This is a genomic window from Psychrobium sp. MM17-31, assembly GCF_022347785.1.
Taxonomy (GTDB): domain Bacteria; phylum Pseudomonadota; class Gammaproteobacteria; order Enterobacterales; family Psychrobiaceae; genus Psychrobium.
The window spans coordinates 659,477-675,053 of sequence record NZ_JAKRGA010000001.1; the positions used below are offsets into that span (position 1 = coordinate 659,477).

Below are 15,577 nucleotides of genomic sequence, written 5' to 3' on the forward strand. Positions count from 1 at the left end.
GAGTTTTAGACAAGGCGATCCTAGCTATTAACGTCTGACAACGCTAATAGCCAACACACAGTTGTGATCGTGATCACACTCTATTTTTCGTGCATCCACGGCAATACTAATGTCTGCTCGATATTAAGATGATCGAGAATGCGCGCCACCATAAAATCGATAATCTCTTCTAGTGTCTGCGGCTTATGATAGAAACCGGGAGCAAGTGGCATCAAGGTAACGCCAAGGCGGGATAAGCTCACCATGTTTTCTAAATGCAATGTCGATAGTGGGCTTTCGCGCCAAGCAATCAACAGCTGACCACGCTCTTTCATTACCACATCGGCGGCACGTTCAATTAAATTATTGCTCGCACCGTGGCTAATCGCCGACAGCGTCCCCATCGAACACGGGCAAATCACCATTTGTTTTGGCGATGATGAACCTGACGCTGGCGCGCTAAACCAATCGCTTTTTTCAAGCAACTGTATTTGTGAATCTTTGGCAGCAAAATGCTGATTTAAAAAGTCTTGCGCTGCTTTATGCTCTTGTGGAATGGCTAAGTCTGCTTCGGTAGCCAACACAATTTTCGCCGCATCAGACAATAATAAATACACCTGACTATTGGCTGCTAACAACTGCTGCAGCAAGCGCAAACCATAAGGCGCGCCCGATGCACCTGTGAGGGCGAGAGTAATTCGGCGGTCAAAGTTTGCCATTAGACAGTCTCCTTGAGGGCAAGTCTATCGAGTAGTTTTTGATGAATGCCACCAAAGCCACCATTACTCATCACAAGTAAATGGTCATTTGGCTCAGCAAGCTCAACAATACGCTCGACCAATTTCTCAAGATCACTCTCAATAACTGTCATTGGCGCGTTGTCAGTGACCATATCGCGCATATCCCACCCAATATCACTTGGCTGATATAAGAAAATTGCATCTGCTTCGCTCATGGAATTAAACAAGGTATCTTGATGAACGCCCTGCTTCATTGTATTTGAGCGAGGCTCTAAAATCGCAATAATTCGCTGCTGTCCAACCTTGGCACGCAAACCTTCCAGCGTGGTGTGAATAGCCGTTGGGTGATGAGCAAAATCATCATAAACCGTCACCTTATTAACCACACCGCGTGTTTCAAGACGACGTTTAGCATTAACAAAGCGTGACAGTGAATCAATCGCCTGCCCAGTACTCATCCCAACATGACGCGCAGCGGCAATCGCCATCATCGCATTTTGGACGTTGTGCTTACCAATGAGATCCCAGTCAAGCTGACCAACAAATTTTCCTTGATAGCACACTTTAAAACTTGAACCATCAGAGTTAAGTAGTTCATAAGACCAGTCACCATTGTGTCCCATGGTTTGAGTTTCACTCCAACAGCCCATGGCGAGTACTTCTTCAGATGATTTTGTCTCCGTTGGCGAAATCACCAAGCCATTGGAAGGCACCATGCGAATCAAATGATGGAACTGACGCTGGATCGCCGCTAAATCAGGGAAGATATCGGCGTGATCAAATTCTAAATTGTTAATCACCAGCGTACGGGGACGATAGTGAACAAACTTAGAGCGCTTATCGAAAAACGCGCTATCGTATTCATCAGCTTCAACCACAAAAAATGGCGCTTCGCCAAGTTTCGCTGACACGCCTAGACACTGCGGCACACCACCGATCAGAAAACCAGGGCGTTGATCGTTATCTTCTAAAATCCATGCCACCATACTGGCGGTCGTCGTTTTGCCATGGGTGCCAGAAAGCGCAATCACCCAGCGATCTTTTAATAGGTTTTCAAGTAACCATTGTGGTCCCGACGTATAAGGAATGTTGCGATCGAGCATAAACTCAACACAAGGGTTGCCGCGACTCATGGCATTGCCAACCACAACTAGATCAGGAGCAGGCTCTAACTGACTAGGATCATAACCTTCAATTAATTCAATACCGCTTTGCTCAAGCTGAGTGCTCATTGGTGGATAAACGTTGGCGTCACTACCTGTGACTTTAAAGCCCAATTCACGGGCTAAAATAGCAATGCCGCCCATAAAGGTGCCGCAAATACCTAAAATGTGGATGTGTTTCATAGAAATTTAATCATAACAATCATTAAGGCGCATCATAACAAGGGAGCGTTTGATAATCAGCAAAAATAAAAAAGCCCGCATCAAATGCGGGCTTCATATCTTATAGGTAGTGACTGAATAAGAAGTTAACTTCCTTTAACAGTCACAAACTCTGGATAGGCATCGATGCCACAATCGGCCACGTCCATGCCTAAATACTCTTCTTCTTCACTAACTCGAATACCCATGGTTTTCTTAAGTACTAACCACACTACAAAACTGGTGCTAAATACCCAAGCGAAGATAATCGCGGCGCCTAACAATTGGCCGCTAAAGGTTGCATCACTGTTGCTAAATGGCACTAACATTAAGCCAAACAAACCAGCAACACCGTGGACAGAGACAGCACCAACAGGGTCATCGAAACAAATTTTGTCGAGCATTACGATTGAGAACACCACTAAGCCACCAGCAAGTAAGCCAATCAATGCTGCAACAGGTAATGAAGGAGATAGCGGATCAGCCGTAATAGCCACCAGACCGGCTAATGCGCCATTGAGGATCATGGTTAAATCAGCCTTGCCCCATAAAATACGACACACGATTAATGCACTGATTGCGCCTAACGCTGCCGCGCTATTCGTGTTAACGAAGATCTTCGCTACAGATGACGCATTTTCCGCATCCGAGACTAATAATTGAGAGCCACCGTTAAAACCGAACCAGCCCATCCATAAGATAAAGGTACCAAGAGTAGCCATTGGTAAGTTAGAACCAGGGATCGGGTTTACTTGGCCGTTTGGACCATACTTACCTTTACGAGCGCCGAGTAATAACACACCAGCTACAGCGGCAGCTGCACCAGCCATGTGGACAATACCTGAGCCAGCAAAATCAACGAAGCCAAGTTTAGACACGAAACCACCACCCCAAGTCCAGAAGCCTTCTACTGGGTAGATAAAGCCTGTCAGTACCACAGTGAAAATTAAAAATGCCCACAACTTCATACGCTCAGCCACCGCGCCAGAAACAATCGACATTGCCGTTGCCACAAAAACAACTTGGAAAAAGAAGTCTGACTCTAGTGCGTGATCCGCGCCATCAGCCTGCGTGCCAATAAACGTAGATAATGTTGGTAGCCAGCCACCTTCAGCATTATCAACGTACATAATGTTGTAACCCACCAATAGAAACATGGTACAAGCAATGGCATATAAACAAATGTTTTTGGTTAAAATCTCTGTGGTATTTTTAGAGCGCACTAAGCCTGCTTCTAGCATGGCAAAACCCGCAGCCATCCACATGACTAACACCCCCGAGATTAAGAAATAAAATGTATCTAATGCGAAGCGCAATTCGGTAACCGTTGCACCCATTTTTGTTAACTCTTCCATCATGACTCCTTACAGCGCGTCTACGCCAGTTTCACTGGTTCTAATACGGATTGATTGTTCGAGGTTGGTGACAAAGATTTTGCCGTCGCCGATTTTTCCGGTATGTGCAGCACTGCAAATGGCTTCAACTACACGATCAACATCGTTGTCATCGCAGCCAATTTCTAGCTTCATTTTCGGGAGGAAATCTACTTGGTATTCCGCGCCGCGATATAATTCGGTATGTCCTTTCTGGCGACCAAAGCCCCTTACTTCAGACACCGTTAATCCCTCGATGCCCGCTTCGCTAATCGCGTTTCTCACATCATCTAGCTTAAATGGCTTAATGATGGCAGTTATCAGTTTCATAGTTAGCCCTTATAGTTTTAAAAATAAATTGTTTAGCTAACCAACGAATAACAAGAGCCGTACCAAGTTAGTAACTTGTTGTTACCAAAGATAATTAACCAAGATTAACTCATAATAGCCCTTAACTTTCGCACCAAATTGGTGCGTTGATTTTACCTTTTGCGCCAAATTCGAACTTTGTCTTAATATCTTCAAAAATCCCTTTTAAAGTGCTAAACCAAGACATAAACTCGATTGAACAATTTAAACAAAAATAATAAAGACAAAGGATTTTAGTAATGAGTTATACACGCCGTAAATTCCTGTCCACCATTGTGGTCAGTGCTTCTGCAGTTGCTCTAGGTGGTCTTGCTGGTTGTGGCGGTTCGTCAAACACCTCAGTGACACCAACGCCAGCACCAACTCCGACACCAACGCCAAAACCAACAGGCCTACAACCTAGCGCGAAATTTTTCCCGCAATCATTAATGTCGGGGGATCCTAAACCTAGCAGTGTGATTTTATGGACACGCGTAGAAGACAGCGCAGCAGATGACATAAAAGTGCAATTGCAAGTTGCCACTGACAAAGAGTTTACCGACGTGCGCGTCGATGAAATGCTTAACGCGTACAAAGACAATGACCATTGTTTGAAAGTACGTGTCACAGATTTAGACCCATACACCACGTATTACTACCGCTTCGTGTACATTAATGACGATATTCAATACGTGACTAACGTTGGCCGCACTAAAACCGCGCCTGAAGCCAGCGCCGATCAAGCGGTTAAATTTGCCTTCGTAAGTTGTCAAGACTATGTAGGCCGTTACTACAATGCCTACCTATCTATTCTCAACCAGCCAGAGCTAGATTTCATCGTTCACTTAGGTGACTACATTTACGAAACAACTGGCGATCCTGAATTCCAAAATGTCGATGGTCGCTCAGTGTCATTCACCGATACCGACGGCGCAATTAAGATTGGTCAGGGTGATAAAGCCTATTACTCAGCGCAAAGCATTTCGAATTATCGTGAACTATACAAAACTTATCGCAGCGATGAAGTACTACGTGAAGTACACGAAAACTTCCCAATGATTGCCATTTGGGATGATCACGAATTTAGTGACGATAGCTGGCAAAATGTTGCAACGTCATTAGATGGCGCAGCTGATGAGAAAAACTTAGTTCGCAAACAAAATTCAGAGCGCGTTTACTTTGAATACATGCCAATTGATCATGAGCACGCCAGCGATAAGAGCATCGATTTAGGCAACGGCGAATTAGCAATTAGCGAAGACCACCTATTCCCGAATACAACCATTTACCGCGACTTTGAATTTGGTAAACACGTAAAACTGTTAATGACCGACTTTAGAACTCATCGCCCAGATCACCTGATCCCTGAAGACGCTTTCCCAGGCACTGTGGTTATGGATGAAGCGACAACATCGGCGGTCATTGCCCAAGCGAAAAGCATTCCATTAGCAAACGCTAACGCATTTGTTAAAGCCACTTTTATGGCTTATGTTGATATCGATGCACCAGAGCATAATGTCCTTAAGAACGTGCTTACCGATGTTGTTGCTGGATTATATAAAGCTGATTACATGTCAATTGTTGGCGATGATGAGCAAACAGCCGCAACTAAAGGCGCTGCAATGGCCAGCAAAGTAGTTACTGGTAAGTTAGTCGTTGATTACCTCAATGAAATCATTAAACAACTTCCTGCATCACTCAAAGCGATTTACAACATCGATGTGTTAAGTAGTGATGGTTTAGAGCGCGGTATTGCCTACATGACCTTAGGTAAAGCATCGCTGTTCTCAAAACTAGGCAGCCGCTACATGGTCATCAAAGACGTGTTTGATCTGTACGCGGGCTACAAAGCTTCACTTGATCCAGCATCGCAAAATGCTTTCGGTGACAAGCAAACTGCATGGTTAAGTCAGGAAGTAATGACGTCGACGGCAACATGGAAAATTATGGGCAGCTCAGTATCATTTGCACCACTGATTTTCGATTTAAGTAGTGATCGCGTGTCAACAGGCGTTCCTCAGCTTGAAGGCATGTTCGACTCAGATGCAATCCCAGATCTATTCAAAAATCGTTTCTACGTAAACGTCGATCATTGGGACGGCTTCCCGCAGGCGAAAGCCAAGCTTATTAATGATCTTCTAAGTGCAGCAGGCGTGATTACGCTGTCTGGGGATGTGCACGCTAGTTTCGTCGCAACTCAAGCCCCGAGCAGTGTCACAGGGCTACGAGGCACTAACTACACAGCATCTTCCATCTCATCAGGCACTCAGGGTAGCTTTATCGCAGATGCGTTAGCGGGATTAGCGACTTCATTATCGCCTGAATCAGCGGAAACCTTTGCGGCATTAAATCCGTTCTTTAATCTATTAACCAAAACAGCTACGACGCGTGATGACGTTCCGACAACCATATCGTCATCAGAGCTGTGGAAACACGGTGTTGGAATCGTTACAGCGACAAGTGATACCTTTACAGTAGATTTACACCAATTCCCGACACAGGACGGCGATACTAACTACATCACCACAAGCTTCTACGATAATCGCGAAACATTTTTAGAGGCAGTTGAAGTAGAAAGTACTGTCACTAAAAATCCAGTTTAGTTAAAGTAAACTGACCTAAATTAAAAAACGCGCTGATAGCGCGTTTTTTTATGGGCAAAGTTCACAAGCTAGCCACGTTGAATATAGTCAAGCATCAACAAACTGTTGTGGTATTTCTCGCTGATAGCAGTCAATGGCATACTGCACAACGTTTAATAGCACCTCTTTTCTATGCAAAGTAACCTCATGGGTTTGCTTGCAATCGTCTCTAAAAATCTCCTCCAATAGCAACTCACCTAAATAATAGAACTCTATTCCTATTCCGTCTCTGCCAGCAGAAATGTCACTAGCAATTATTATTTTTAAGTCCTTTAACTTCATCGCTTATTTCCATAAAAAATGCCAACGAGCAAAGCTGGTTGGCATTTTTATTATTGCGTTATTAAACCGATAATTTAGGTTAACTTACCACAACACTGCTTGTATTTCTTACCTGAACCACAAGGACAAGGTTCGTTACGACCAACCTTATCAGTCTCGCGAATCACAGTCTGCTGGGCGTGTTGACCGTGGCTCTCGTCTTCTTCATGCGCGCTTGGGTGTTGGTATTCAAGCTCTGTCGCTTCTTGCTGACGACGCTGCTCTTCAACCGCATCTACATCTTCTTGTGTTTGCACCTGAATCTTAGATAACAACACAATAACGTCGGTTTTTAGCGACTCTAGTAGATCTTGGAATAACTCAAATGACTCGCGTTTAAACTCTTGCTTAGGATTCTTTTGCGCGTAACCACGTAAGTGAATACCTTGACGCAAGTGATCCATCGCTGCAAGGTGATCTTTCCATAAACCGTCTAGGGTTTGTAGCATTACAGCTTTTTCAAACTGACGTAATACATCGCTACCAACCATTTGCTCTTTTAACTCGTAAGCTTGAGCGACAGTTTCTTGGATTTTCTCTACCAAGTTTTCTTCGTGCAGCTTATCGTCATCTTTTAGCATTTGGCCAATAGGCATTTCGATGAGGAAGTCTTCTTTAAGACGCTCTTCTAAGCCTTCAACATCCCATTGCTCTTCCAATGATTGGAAAGGAATGTATTGACGAATGGTCTTTTCAACAACATCACCGCGGATGTTATTGATTGTTGCAGACACATCAGCTTCATCCATTAACTCGTTGCGTTGCTCGTAAATTACCTTGCGTTGGTCATTGGCAACATCATCGTACTCAAGTAACTGCTTACGCATATCGAAGTTACGGCCTTCAACTTTGCGTTGTGCATTTTCAATAGCGCGGTTAACCCATGGATGCTCGATCGACTCACCGTATTCCATGCCAAGCTTTTTCATCATGCCTGTCATACGTTCAGAGGCGAAGATACGCATTAAGCTATCTTCCATCGATAGGTAGAAACGCGATGCACCAGCATCACCTTGACGACCCGCACGACCACGTAATTGGTTATCGATACGACGAGACTCATGACGCTCTGTACCAAGAATGTATAAACCACCAGCTTCTAGCACTTTGTCGTGCTGGATTTGCCATTGCTCTTTAATGTGAGCGATTTGCTTTTCAGTTGGCTCTTTCATGGCGTCAACTTGTGCTTGCCAGTTACCACCAAGCACGATATCAGTACCACGACCCGCCATGTTAGTTGCGATTGTTACGCGACCTGGCTCACCCGCTTTAGCGATGATTTCAGCTTCTTGTTGGTGGAACTTCGCATTAAGTACGCTATGTTCAATTTTTTCTTTCTTAAGTAAATCTGATAAATACTCTGACGATTCAATCGAAATCGTACCAACGAGCGACGGCTGGCCGCGCTCCTGACACGCTTTGATATCAACGATAATGGCTTCGTATTTTTCTTTAGCCGACATGAAAATCAAGTCAGCCATATCATTACGTACCATAGGACGGTTTGTTGGAATAACAACCGTATCTAAACCGTAAATGTGTTGGAACTCGAACGCTTCAGTATCAGCAGTACCCGTCATACCAGATAACTTCTCGTACAGACGGAAGTAGTTTTGGAAGGTAATAGATGCCAGCGTTTGGTTCTCGTTTTGAATCTCAACACCTTCAAGTGCTTCAACGGCTTGATGCAGACCTTCAGACCAACGACGACCTTCCATCGTACGACCTGTGTGCTCATCAACGATAATAACTTCGCCGTTTTTAACGATGTAATCAACGTCGCGCTCAAATAACACGTGGGCACGTAATGCTGCATTAACATGGTGTAATAAGCTGATGTTTGCTGCCGAGAATAATGAATCGAACTCGCCCATTAGGCCGTGCTCTTGTAGCATTTCTTCAACGAAAACTTGACCAGTTTCAGTTAGATGAACTTGCTTAGATTTTTCGTCAACCGTGTAGTGACCGTCACCGGTGTACTCTTCGGTATCTTCTTTATCTTGCTTAGTTAGCTTAGGAATAAGCTCATTGATTTGACGGTATAGCTCAGAGCTATCTTCCGCGGCACCAGAAATGATTAGCGGTGTACGTGCTTCATCGATAAGAATTGAGTCAACCTCATCGATGATGGCGTAATGCAGTGGACGCTGTACGCGCTCTTGCGGTGAAAACGCCATGTTGTCACGTAAGTAATCGAAACCAAACTCGTTGTTTGTACCGTAGGTAATATCACAAGCATACGCCGCTTGTTTCTCTTCGTGCCCCATACCAGCAACACAAATACCCACTGACATGCCTAAGAATTCAAATAACGGGCGGTTGTTGTTTGCATCACGTGCCGCTAGGTAATCATTGACGGTAATTACGTGAACACCTTTACCAGTTAAACCGTTAAGGTAAGCCGCAAGAGTTGCAGTTAATGTTTTACCTTCACCAGTACGCATCTCAGCGATACGACCTGATTGCAGTACCATACCACCGATAAGCTGAACGTCGAAGTGGCGCATTTCAAATACACGCTTACTCGCTTCACGTACCACAGCAAAGGCTTCAGGTAGAATATCATCTAGGGTTTTACCCGCTTCTAGTTGCTCTTTGAAATAAGCAGTTTTTTGTTTTAGCTCGTCATCTGACAGAGCTTCAATTTCTTTTTCTAGTTCATTGACTAAGGCAACAACTTTACGCAACTTCTTGAGCGTACGGTCATTTTTGCTACCAAATACCGAAGTAAAAATCTTTGTTAACATCTAATTGGCCATTTATTTTTATTGATTGGCGATTGACGTGCACTGCCAATCTTTTTCTTGAAAATTTCGCCGCTTATTATTATTGATTTCAGCAAGATAAGATAGCCCTATTTACCCTCTGATAAGGGAAATTTTGGCTTATTTCCGATCCGTCGAAATTAAATCAATTTAACAGCACCTGTGTACAAGACATGGGGACGATAGTTTAAAGTTCAATCCCTAGTGAAAATAAAGATCCTCACTTGTAATAAACACTGAGTTTTAGCTTTGCCATAAACGCAAAAAAGCCGCTGTTGCAGCGGCTTTATGGGAGTATTTCAGCTTTATCGATAAATATATTTTCGCGGATTAACCTGTTTATCTTTACTGAGCACTTCATAGTGAACATGAGCGCCTGTAGAACGGCCAGTATTGCCCATCAGTGCAATGATCTCTCCTTTAGATACCACATCACCAACGTTTACTTTGAGCTCTTTAGCGTGGGCGTAGCGCGTTTTGAGGCCAGCGCCGTGATCGATTTCAACGAGTAGCCCGTAACCGTAACGCTTGCCAGACCAAGTAACTACGCCAGCGCCTGTCGCCATCACATCATCGCCATCTTTCCCAGCAAAATCGACGCCCTTGTGCATCGCTAACTTGCCGTTAAATGGATCGTTTCGCATGCCGTATAACGATGACATCCAGCCGCGTTTAATTGGACGACCTGATATGCGACTGTCTTCGTGGATTTCGTGATTAAGCATCACAGTTTCAAGCAAATCCAATTGCTCTTGCTGCGAATCTAAATGGCCAACCATCGCATCCATTTGCATCAACAATGCAGAAAGCTCGCTACTTTGCTCAACCCCAGAATACTGTTCAGGACCACCAACAGCAGGTAACTGTGCAAAATTAAACTCACTGTAATCTGCTGACTTTGCCAAGCGCTCCCCCAGCGCATCGATGCGATTCATACGTGCAGTGAGTGTTCCCATGCGCTGAGCAAGAACTGATAATTGCGCCGTCGTTTGTGATTTCAAGGTTTCTACTTGCGCTTGTTGCATCGCAAGATGCTCACTTTTGTCTTTAATCGCTTGGCTGGTTAGCGTCGGAGTTACATAGTGTTGATAAGTAAAGTATGCAGAAGCGCCAATAACTCCCAATTGCAAAACAGCGAAGGCCATTATTTTTTTCGGGCTAAAAAACGTTTTAGAATTAGAAGAACTCGCCATTGAATTAGTTTGGTTGGACGAATCAAAACTTGTTACACTCATACTTACTCTCTTTAGTTCTAAGCGCTTATGAAATCACGCCATACTCCAGACTCACTACAAGATGTTTTGACAGCTAAGTCGGGTAAGCTGGCAAAAATACAACAAAAAGCAGGTCAATTACAAGTTATTAACCAATTTTTAACAACCGAGCTAATTCCCGGCAGTGAAGAATATTGCCGTGTCGCTAATTTACGCCAAGGCGTATTAGTGATTGAGGTTGCATCCGGCGTTTGGAAAACACGCCTGATGCAATTGAGTCAATCGATTTTAATGCAAATGCAGCAAAGCATATCGCCTGCATTACACTCGGTTGAATTAGTGGTAAATCCCGAGTTATTCAACGACAAACCAGCCGAGCCAAAACCAAACTCTCGCAAGATATCTGCTGAAACAGCAGAGCACCTTACTGCGTTAGCGCAAAGTGCTCCACCTGAGCTCGCAGCGACGCTAACAAGGTTGGCTAAACTTTCAAAGCGCTAAAACAAAAATGACCGCCTAAGCGGTCATTTTTTTAATTTCAATAAGTTAGGCAGTAACTAAATTCGTCTCGCCATAACAAATTGGTGACGTTTCTTCTTCTTCGAAGGTTACCATTTCAAAACAATCTTGCTGAGCTAACATTTCGCGCACCAACATGTTGTTAATGGCATGCCCTGCTTTGAAAGCACGGAACTCACCAATGATACTGTAACCCGCTAAATAAAGATCGCCGATTGCATCTAACACCTTGTGTTTCACAAACTCATCATCGACACGTAAACCATCAGGGTTTAATACGCGATATTCATCAAGTACTACTGCGTTTTCCATGCTGCCACCTAGCGCTAGGTTGTTAGCACGCAATAACTCGATATCACTCATAAAACCGAAGGTACGAGCACGAGAGATTTCACGAACGAATGATGCTTTAGTGAAATCCATTGTTAGATGTTGCTTAGTATTGCTGATCTCAGGATGTGCAAAATCGATAGCGTAGTCGACTTTAAATCCGTCATAAGGAACGAATTCTGCCCACTTGTCGCCATCTTCAATTCGAATCGGTTTCTTAATTCGAATAAAGCGCTTAGGAGAGTTTTGCTCTTGCACACCAGCTGATTGCAATAAGAATACAAACGGACTCGCACTGCCATCCATAATTGGAATTTCAGGTGCATCTACCTCGATGATTGCATTGTCGATACCAAAAGCAGCCAGCGCTGAAGAGATATGCTCTACAGTCGAAATCTTATGGCCAGCATCGTCAATTAGACAGGTACACAGGGTAGTTTCACGCACTAACATGCCATCACCTGGAATGTCGACGTGTGGTGTTAAATCGGTGCGACGATAAATAATACCCGTATTTACCGGAGCAGGTTTAATCACTAGAGAAACTTTTTCGCCAGAGTGTAAGCCTACGCCAACGGCGTCGATTTCTTTACCTAATGTTCTTTGCTTAATCATAAATTAGCAACCCCTATCTGATGTCAATCATCTACAACGGCGGGCATTCTATCATGAAACAAGCCATTCAAACAATTGTGTGAATTTAGCAATGTTTCAGACAGTGAGCTCACCGACAGTTTTCGTACTATCGCGATCTTTAACTTAACGACAGATTAATCAGCTTGTTTACGTAAAAACGCTGGAATATCTAAGTACTCTAATCCACCGTTATTAGTGCTTTGTGGTTGACTGTTAACGGCCGCAGCCATGCTGTCTTCTTCTGCCGCAGGTTCGATTGTCGCCGTTTTTGGCGCAGCTGGGTTAACCATAGTCGTTTCTTCTGGCTTCACTAGCTTAATATCAGGCTGAGCTTCAGCGCCGATCCCCGTTGCAACAACAGTTACACGTAGCTCGTCTGTCATATCAGGGTCAATTACCGCACCAACAACAACAGTAGCGTTTTCTGATGCGAAGCCTTTAACCGCGTTACCAACAGTTTCAAACTCATCAATGCTAATATCCATACCCGCAGTGATATTAACAAGAATACCGCGCGCGCCAGCAAGGTCGATGTCTTCAAGAAGTGGACTAGAAATCGCAAGCTCAGCCGCTTCATCAGCACGCTCGTCACCACTAGCAATACCAGTACCCATCATCGCAGTACCCATTTCCGCCATAACTGTTTTAACGTCGGCGAAATCCACGTTGATTAAACCAGAACGGGTAATTAGCTCTGCAATACCTTGTACCGCACCTAGTAATACGTTATTTGCTTCTTCAAACGCTTGTAGTAGACCTGTGCCTTTACCTAAAACTTTCAGTAGCTTGTCGTTTGGAATAGTGATTAACGAATCAACGCTCTCGCTTAGCATAGTGATACCTTGCTCGGCGTAGTTAAGACGTTTTTTACCTTCGAAGTTAAACGGCTTAGTAACAACAGCAACAGTTAAGATGCCCATCTCTTTCGCTACTTCAGCAACGATAGGCGCAGCACCTGTACCTGTACCACCGCCCATACCAGCAGCGATAAATACCATGTCAGCACCTTCAAGCGCTGCCATGATGGCTTCTTTATCTTCGATAGCAGCTTCACGACCAACCTGTGGGTTAGCGCCAGCACCAAGACCTTTAGTGGTACCTTTACCAATTTGAATGGTGCTTTCAGCAGACGAGTTACGCAATGCTTGAGCATCGGTATTCGCTACAATAAACTCTACACCTTCAATAGTTTTCTTCACCATGTGCTCGATAGCGTTACCGCCACCACCGCCAACACCGATGACCTTTATGACCGCTTCTTCAGCGTGATCTGACATTAATTCAAACATAATTTCTCTCCGTTGCGCTTAATGAACAAACTCTAATAACGGGTAACTATTAGAACTCGCCTTTTATCCAATTTTTAATGCGGCTGATAAAACTAACTCCGCTATTTTGTGTCTCTTCGTTACGTGCGCTTTCACGCATGATGCTGCCAAACTTCAATAAACCGACGCCGGCGGCATAACTCGGATCTTGCACGTAATCACTTAATCCTTTGACAGGAGTCGGGCTTGCTAGTCTTACCGGCATACCAAAACAGGCCTCAGCAAACTCAACTGCTCCCTCAATTTTCGCAGCTGCGCCTGTTAGGACGATACCTGCGGCAATCTGGTCACTAAAACCAGCTTGCGTTAATTCATTTAATATAAGCTCATAAAGCTCTTGATAACGCGGCTCTACAACTTCTGCCAAGGTATGACGCGACATAGTGCGCGTTGGACGACCGCCAACCGATGGCACTTCGATATTGTCTTCTTGCCCTACCATTTGACTTAGCGCACAGGCGTGACCAATTTTGATATCTTCAGCATGTGACAGCGGCGTTCTAAAAATCTTGGCGATATCAGAGGTTACTTGTGAACCAGCCACTGGAATAACCGCGCTATGGCGCAGTGAGCCATTGGTATATACCGCAATATCCATAGTGCCGCCGCCCATATCGACTAAACAAACACCTAAATCTTTTTCATCTTCGGTTAACACGCTATAACTCGAGGCGATGGCTGAAAACACTAGTTCATCAACTTTTAAACCACAGCGCTGCACACATTTCTCAATGTTCTTCGCCATATCGCTAGCACAAGTAACCATGTGCACCTGGGCTTCCATACGCATGCCCGACATGCCAATTGGCGATTTAATGCCTTCTTGCACGTCAATGGCGTATTCGGTTGGCATCACATGAAGAATACGGCGATCATCCGAAATCTTCACCGAACGCGCAGTGTGAATAACACTATCCACGTCGTATTGGGTAACTTCTTCATCGTTAATCGACACCATGCCCTTTTCATTTTGACAGGCGATGTGTTTACCAGAAATACTCAAGTTAACCGATGTGACTTGGCAATCAGCCATCAGCTCAGCTTCGTCAAGTGCGCGTTGCACCGCTTTAACAACAGAATCGAGATCATTTACGCCAGCCTTCTCCATCCCTTTGGATTTTTGGCTACCAATACCAACAATACTAAGATCGCCATCGGCTAAAATTTCTCCGATAATCACCGCGACTTTTGATGTTCCGATATCTAATCCAACGATTAGATCTCTTTCATTAGCCTTGCTCATTGTTGGCTGTATCTCCTAGCTGTTTTTTCCAATTGACGGCAAATCCCGCGTCATAACGCAAATCGACATAATCGATATCTTTACCGTGAGGTAAAACGTGTTTATAAACTTTTAAAAAACGTTCCATTCTTACGTTTCTTATTACATCGTTGCCGCGCCCTAGTACCAGTACACTACCGTTACCTAACGTGACGCTCCACGATTGACGAGGGGTAAGTGCAATATCACTTAGCGTTAATCCCTCGCCGTCTAACAACGGCCACAGTGCGCGATAACCCGTTAACACTTGCTTTGACGTATCATCTGGGCCCGAAAAATGCGGTAACCACTGGTTAATGCGGTCAACAGGTGCGCTAAACACTTCACCCTTGTCATTTAATAATTGTTCGTCGTTCCAATAGGCTACTGGCACTTGATCAGTTACATGAATAATCAAGCCGTTTGGCCACTGGCGACGCACTGCAACACGTTTTATCCAAGGTATTTCTTGGAGCCGTTGCTGTACATCTTTTACGTTAAGAGAGAAAAAACTTTCGCTTTCGCTTAGCTCCCATAACGCCTGATGAATTTCTAGGTCGCTACTATACGGCCTTGTCCCTATAATTTGTAGTGTTGATACGGGCATATCTTGCGCATTCATCATTTTCTCGGTCATTTTATGACCCAAATAGACGATAAAGCCGATAACTAACACAAAAAACAACACCCCACTCCAATAGGCGTGATCGAGTTGCTTAAATTTTTGCCAGCGTGTTAGTTGCCCTTTACTCACAAC

At 44.3% G+C, this 15,577-nt stretch carries 13 protein-coding genes; 2 read left to right on the top strand and 11 right to left on the bottom strand.

The window, feature by feature from the left end; translation table 11 throughout:
* Positions 1-80: 80 nt before the first annotated feature.
* From MHM98_RS02915 to MHM98_RS02930, 4 genes are all read right to left on the bottom strand, one after another.
* Positions 81-698, bottom strand: coding sequence for a flavin prenyltransferase UbiX (locus tag MHM98_RS02915; protein WP_239437736.1), 618 nt, complete (start codon positions 696-698; stop codon positions 81-83).
* Positions 698-2,065 carry a UDP-N-acetylmuramate:L-alanyl-gamma-D-glutamyl-meso-diaminopimelate ligase gene (gene mpl / locus MHM98_RS02920; protein WP_239437737.1) on the bottom strand — a complete coding sequence of 456 codons (1,368 nt, stop codon included), beginning with the start codon at positions 2,063-2,065 and terminating at the stop codon, positions 698-700. The genes MHM98_RS02915 and mpl overlap by 1 nt, the downstream gene beginning before the upstream one ends.
* 125 nt (positions 2,066-2,190) lie before the next feature.
* Positions 2,191-3,438: an ammonium transporter gene (locus tag MHM98_RS02925; protein ID WP_239437738.1), complete on the bottom strand. Its 1,248-nt coding sequence runs from the start codon at positions 3,436-3,438 to the stop codon at positions 2,191-2,193.
* Positions 3,439-3,447: 9 nt separating this feature from the next.
* The gene (locus MHM98_RS02930; protein ID WP_239437739.1) at positions 3,448-3,786 is read right to left on the bottom strand and encodes a P-II family nitrogen regulator; all 339 of its coding nucleotides are present in this window, start codon (positions 3,784-3,786) and stop codon (positions 3,448-3,450) included.
* A gap of 278 nt (positions 3,787-4,064) precedes the next feature.
* On the opposite strand from MHM98_RS02930, the gene MHM98_RS02935 reads away from it, so the two are divergent.
* A complete protein-coding gene (locus tag MHM98_RS02935) occupies positions 4,065-6,407 on the top strand; it encodes an alkaline phosphatase D family protein (RefSeq protein ID WP_239437740.1) in 2,343 nt (780 codons plus the stop codon).
* An 87-nt stretch (positions 6,408-6,494) separates the two neighbouring features.
* Here MHM98_RS02935 and MHM98_RS02940 read toward each other — a convergent pair whose 3' ends face one another.
* The 3 genes from MHM98_RS02940 to MHM98_RS02950 all read right to left on the bottom strand — a co-directional run bounded on the left by MHM98_RS02940 (position 6,495) and on the right by MHM98_RS02950 (position 10,767).
* Entirely contained in the window at positions 6,495-6,728 is a 234-nt protein-coding gene (locus MHM98_RS02940; RefSeq protein WP_239437741.1) for a hypothetical protein, read from the bottom strand.
* A 74-nt stretch (positions 6,729-6,802) separates the two neighbouring features.
* A complete protein-coding gene (secA, locus tag MHM98_RS02945; RefSeq protein ID WP_239437742.1) occupies positions 6,803-9,514 on the bottom strand; it encodes a preprotein translocase subunit SecA in 2,712 nt (903 codons plus the stop codon).
* A 323-nt stretch (positions 9,515-9,837) separates the two neighbouring features.
* Positions 9,838-10,767, bottom strand: coding sequence for a M23 family metallopeptidase (locus MHM98_RS02950; RefSeq protein ID WP_239437743.1), 930 nt, complete (start codon positions 10,765-10,767; stop codon positions 9,838-9,840).
* Between the two features lie 27 nt (positions 10,768-10,794).
* On the opposite strand from MHM98_RS02950, the gene MHM98_RS02955 reads away from it, so the two are divergent.
* Positions 10,795-11,247 (top strand): DciA family protein, encoded by a 453-nt coding sequence (locus MHM98_RS02955; RefSeq protein WP_239437744.1) that lies wholly within the window; start codon positions 10,795-10,797, stop codon positions 11,245-11,247.
* A gap of 45 nt (positions 11,248-11,292) precedes the next feature.
* Here the strand turns inward: MHM98_RS02955 and lpxC are convergent, their stop codons facing one another.
* From lpxC to MHM98_RS02975, 4 genes are all read right to left on the bottom strand, one after another.
* Positions 11,293-12,210: a UDP-3-O-acyl-N-acetylglucosamine deacetylase gene (gene lpxC, locus MHM98_RS02960; protein WP_239437745.1), complete on the bottom strand. Its 918-nt coding sequence runs from the start codon at positions 12,208-12,210 to the stop codon at positions 11,293-11,295.
* 155 nt (positions 12,211-12,365) lie between these two features.
* The gene (gene ftsZ / locus MHM98_RS02965) at positions 12,366-13,520 is read right to left on the bottom strand and encodes a cell division protein FtsZ (RefSeq protein ID WP_239437746.1); all 1,155 of its coding nucleotides are present in this window, start codon (positions 13,518-13,520) and stop codon (positions 12,366-12,368) included.
* Between the two features lie 49 nt (positions 13,521-13,569).
* On the bottom strand, positions 13,570-14,802 hold the full coding sequence (gene ftsA, locus MHM98_RS02970; protein ID WP_239437747.1) for a cell division protein FtsA: 1,233 nt from the start codon (positions 14,800-14,802) through the stop codon (positions 13,570-13,572).
* On the bottom strand, positions 14,789-15,574 hold the full coding sequence (locus tag MHM98_RS02975) for a cell division protein FtsQ/DivIB (protein WP_239437748.1): 786 nt from the start codon (positions 15,572-15,574) through the stop codon (positions 14,789-14,791). The genes ftsA and MHM98_RS02975 overlap by 14 nt, the downstream gene beginning before the upstream one ends.
* Between the last annotated feature and the right edge of the window lie 3 nt (positions 15,575-15,577).